Genomic DNA, 3712 nt, shown 5'->3' with positions numbered 1-3712 from the left:
GCCGCCGCCGCGCGGGCGCGCGCCGGATATCTGTGCGCCCGAGGCGAACTCGACGCCGCCGCCCACGCCGCCGAGGCGGCCATCGCCTATTACGGGCAGGCAGGCATGCCGGTGTTCCGCGCCCAGACCATGCTGGTCGCCGCCGAGATCGACGGCAAACAGGGCGATTTCGCCGCGGCGACCGCCCGGATCGCCGCCGCGCGTGAGGAATTCGTGGCCGCCGGCGCACACGAGTTACTCGCCGCCGCCACCACCGCGCAGCGCAAACTGGCCGGCCATCGCAGCGTGAGCGGCGCGACCACCTTGAGCGGACGCGAACGCGAGGTCGCCGGGCTGGCGGCGCGCGGGCTCACCAACAAGGAGATCGCCGAGCAGCTCTTCCTGAGCCCGCGCACCGTGGAGGACCATCTGGGCCGCATCCTGCGCAAACTCGGACTCACCGGCCGCGCGGGCATCGCGCACCGGCTCGCGGAACTGGATCGATCGGAGTGAAAGCGGATCGGCGACCCACGTGACCGGCGGCTACCGCCCGGGCGTGCGGCGACGCCAGGTCAGCCGGTGATCTCCCACTCGTAGACGGTGAGTTCCGAAGCGCCCGTGGAGTGAATCGGGTCGGTGCGGATCAATTCCTGTGCGGCGGCCAGATTCTCGGCGGTGATCACGTACGCGCCGCCGCTGCCGTCGGTGAATTTGCCGGTCTCCACCAGCTGTCCGCGCTCGCGCACCCGCGCCAGCCATTCCTTGTGCGGAACGACGACGGAATCGTCGAAGCGCGGGGTGCGCATGGCCATCACCAGATATTTGCGCACCCTGCGCTTCTCCTTCGAACTACTTCTCGTCGTCGGCGACGGTCGAGCGGGTGGCCGCCGCGGCGGCCCGCACCTGCGGAGCCACCTGGACCACCTGGCCGAGCACGCCGTTGATGAACGACGGGGAATCGTCGGTGGACAGCTCCTTGGCCAGCTCCACCGCCTCGTCCACCGCCACCACCGGGGGAACGTCGTTGGCGTGGAACAACTCCCACACCGCCACCCGCAGGATGGCGCGGTCCACGGCGGGCAGCCGGGGCAGCGTCCAATCCTGCGACAGGTACGACTCGATGGTGCCGTCCACCCGGTCCAGATCGTCGGCGACGCCCTCGACCAGGACGCGGGTGTAAGGGTTCACCGGGGCGATCGATTCCTCACGCACCGCCAGCGCGACCCGCTCCGAGAGCAGGTCCGCGGGATCGATGTCGCGGGCCTCCGCCTCGAAGAGCAGGTCCACCGCGCGCCGGCGGGCCTTGTGCCGTGCGCCGAGCTTCTTGAAAGACTTCTTGTCCGATTGATCGGCCACGGAAGACATTATCCGTCGCGTCAGTTGTTGACGCGGCTGATGTAGCTGCCGTCGCGGGTGTCGATGCGCAGCTTGTCACCCTGGTTGATGAACAGCGGCACCTGGACCTCGGCGCCGGTCTCCACGGTGGCGGGCTTGGTGCCGGCCGAGGAGCGGTCGCCCTGCAGGCCCGGCTCGGTGTGGGTGACGATGACGTCGATCGCGACGGGGAGCTCGACGAACAGCGCCTCACCCTCGTGCATGGCGATCTGGACGGCCATGTTCTCCAGCAGGAAGCCGGCGTTGCGGCCCAGCAGCTGCTCGCCCAGGTGCACCTGGTCGTAGGTCTCGCCGTCCATGAAGATGTAGTCCTCACCGTCGTGGTAGAGGTACGTCATGTCGCGACGGTCGACGGTCGCGGTCTCCACCTTGACGCCGGCGTTGAAGGTCTTGTCGACGACCTTGCCCGAGACCACGTTCTTCAGCTTGGTGCGCACGAAGGCGGGACCCTTACCCGGCTTCACATGCTGGAACTCGACGATCTGCTGCAGCTGATTGTCGATCTTCAGCACGAGGCCGTTCTTGAAGTCGCTGGTGTCCGCCACTGTCCTCGGATCTCCTACTAGTCGGTCGAACCGCGCGTCAGTCGACGACGGTCAGGTCTTTGCTGGTGTGGGTGAGCAGCTCCGGGCCCCCCTGGCGAACCACGAGCGTGTCCTCGATCCGGACGCCACCGCGGCCGGGGAAGTACACACCTGGCTCGACGGTCACCGCCACGCCATCCAGCAGTGTACCCGTGCCGGTTTTGGCGATTCCGGGCGCTTCGTGAATCTGCAGGCCGACGCCGTGTCCGAGCCCGTGCACGAACAGCTCGCCGTGACCGGCCGACTCGATCACCCCGCGCGAGGCCGCGTCGACCGACTTGGTCGAGACGCCCGGCGCCAGGGCCTCGCGTCCGGCCTGCTGCGCGGCGTTGACCAGGTCGTATACCTCGCGCTGCCAGTCCGTCGGCGTGCCCAGCACGAAGGTTCGGGTCATGTCGGAGTGGTAGCCGCGCGCCACCGCGCCGAAGTCGATCTTCACGAAATCGCCGACGGCCAGCACCGCCTCGGTCGGACGGTGATGCGGGACAGCCGAATTCGCGCCCGCGGCCACGATGGTCTCGAAGGCGACCGCCTCCGCGCCGTGCTCGAACATGAGCCACTCCAGATCGCGGGCCACCTGCCGTTCGGTGCGGCCCGGGCGCAGGCCGCCGCGCTCGAGCAGGGCGGCCAGGGCCGCGTCGGCGGCATCGCAGGCCGCGCGCAGGCAGTCCACCTCGTAGTCGTCCTTGACCATGCGCAGCTGCTCGACCAGGCCCGACACCGGAACCAGGTCCAGGCCGGTGCCCAGGGCGGCCAGGCCGCGATGCTGTTCGACGGTGACCACGTGGCTCTCGAAACCGACCCGGCCGGTCTGCCACTCGCCCGCGATCTCCATCACCCGGCGCGCGCACGACCGGTTGATCTCGGCGCGCAGATCCGGCACCTGCGCGCCGACCTGCGTGAGATAGCGGCCGTCGGTGCTGATGATCGTGCGATCCTCGCTGGAGTCCCAGGCGTAGACCAGCAGTGCGGCGTTCGACCCGGTGAAACCGGTCAGGTACCGGATATTGATCAGGTCCGTGACCAGCAGGGCGTCGACACGGTTCTCCACCAGCAGATTCCGCAGGCTGGCCCGGCGCAGCGCGTAGTCGGGTCGCCGGGCCGGATCGTGATCAGCAGACATGCGTCAAAGCTACCGCCGACACGCCGCGACACGGGCCCGCAACACGTGAATGGGCCGGTTAGGGAAACCCCGGTATTCACAACCGAAGCAGTTATCCACATTTCGCGAACGCGCGGCCCACGCGGGCGGCGGACGCGAGAACCTCGAAGCATGAATTCGACGGCGATGCTGGTGCTCACGGTGTGGTGCGCGGCCCTGAGCGCCTTCGATGTCCGGGAGCGCCGCCTCCCCGACGCCCTCACCCTGCCCGGGGCGGCGGTGATCCTCGGCTACGGATTCGCCGTGGGCACACCCGAATTGGCGATGCTGGGCGCGCTGCTGCTCGCGATCCCCTACCTGGTCGTGCACCTCTGCTGTCCGGCCGCCCTCGGCGCCGGAGACGTCAAGCTCGCGCTGGGACTGGGCGCGGCGACCGCCCTGGGTGGAGCCTGGACCTGGTCCTGGGCCGCGCTCACCGCGCCGATGCTGACCGCCTCGGTCGCGGTGGGAACGCTCATGACGCCCAGCATCGGCACCCGGGTCCCGCACGCCCGGCACCCGACGCCTGTGCAATCGACGCCCACCAGTGGCGTCTCGACCTCGACGGCGGCGAAATCCCCATGCCCGAGGCGTACCCGCATTGGGACTACCA

Annotated in this window: 6 protein-coding genes; 2 read left to right on the top strand and 4 right to left on the bottom strand. The window is 69.2% G+C overall.

The annotated features are described in order from the left end of the window. Positions 1–492, top strand: a 492-nt coding sequence (locus ACWELJ_RS33725; protein ID WP_452370118.1) for a helix-turn-helix transcriptional regulator, incomplete at its 5' end; no start/stop codon positions are given. 59 nt (positions 493–551) lie between these two features. On the opposite strand, the gene ACWELJ_RS33720 is transcribed toward ACWELJ_RS33725, so the two are convergent. From ACWELJ_RS33720 to ACWELJ_RS33705, 4 genes are read right to left on the bottom strand one after another with little or no spacing between them, the layout of a single operon-like run. After that, positions 552–809: a YciI family protein gene (locus ACWELJ_RS33720; RefSeq protein ID WP_452370117.1), complete on the bottom strand. Its 258-nt coding sequence runs from the start codon at positions 807–809 to the stop codon at positions 552–554. 19 nt (positions 810–828) lie between these two features. Further along, entirely contained in the window at positions 829–1335 is a 507-nt protein-coding gene (gene nusB / locus ACWELJ_RS33715; RefSeq protein WP_452370116.1) for a transcription antitermination factor NusB, read from the bottom strand. 20 nt (positions 1336–1355) lie between these two features. Next, positions 1356–1919: an elongation factor P gene (gene efp, locus ACWELJ_RS33710; protein ID WP_452370115.1), complete on the bottom strand. Its 564-nt coding sequence runs from the start codon at positions 1917–1919 to the stop codon at positions 1356–1358. A gap of 37 nt (positions 1920–1956) precedes the next feature. Beyond that, a complete protein-coding gene (locus ACWELJ_RS33705) occupies positions 1957–3081 on the bottom strand; it encodes a M24 family metallopeptidase (protein WP_452370114.1) in 1125 nt (374 codons plus the stop codon). A 150-nt stretch (positions 3082–3231) separates the two neighbouring features. Between ACWELJ_RS33705 and ACWELJ_RS33700 the strand changes: the two genes are divergently transcribed. Then, a partial coding sequence (locus ACWELJ_RS33700; RefSeq protein ID WP_452370113.1) for an A24 family peptidase occupies positions 3232–3712 on the top strand: 481 nt, incomplete at its 3' end.

The sequence above is a fragment of the Nocardia sp. NPDC004582 genome, assembly GCF_053602115.1.
Note: the sequence above shows the minus strand (reverse complement) of the source record. Positions and strands in the feature narration are given on the sequence as shown.

Bases quoted from the DNA above. Each gene is read 5' to 3' on its own strand.
- ACWELJ_RS33705 (WP_452370114.1), bottom strand. From the start codon at position 3,081: ATGTCTGCTGATCACGATCCGGCCCGGCGACCCGACTACGCGCTGCGC.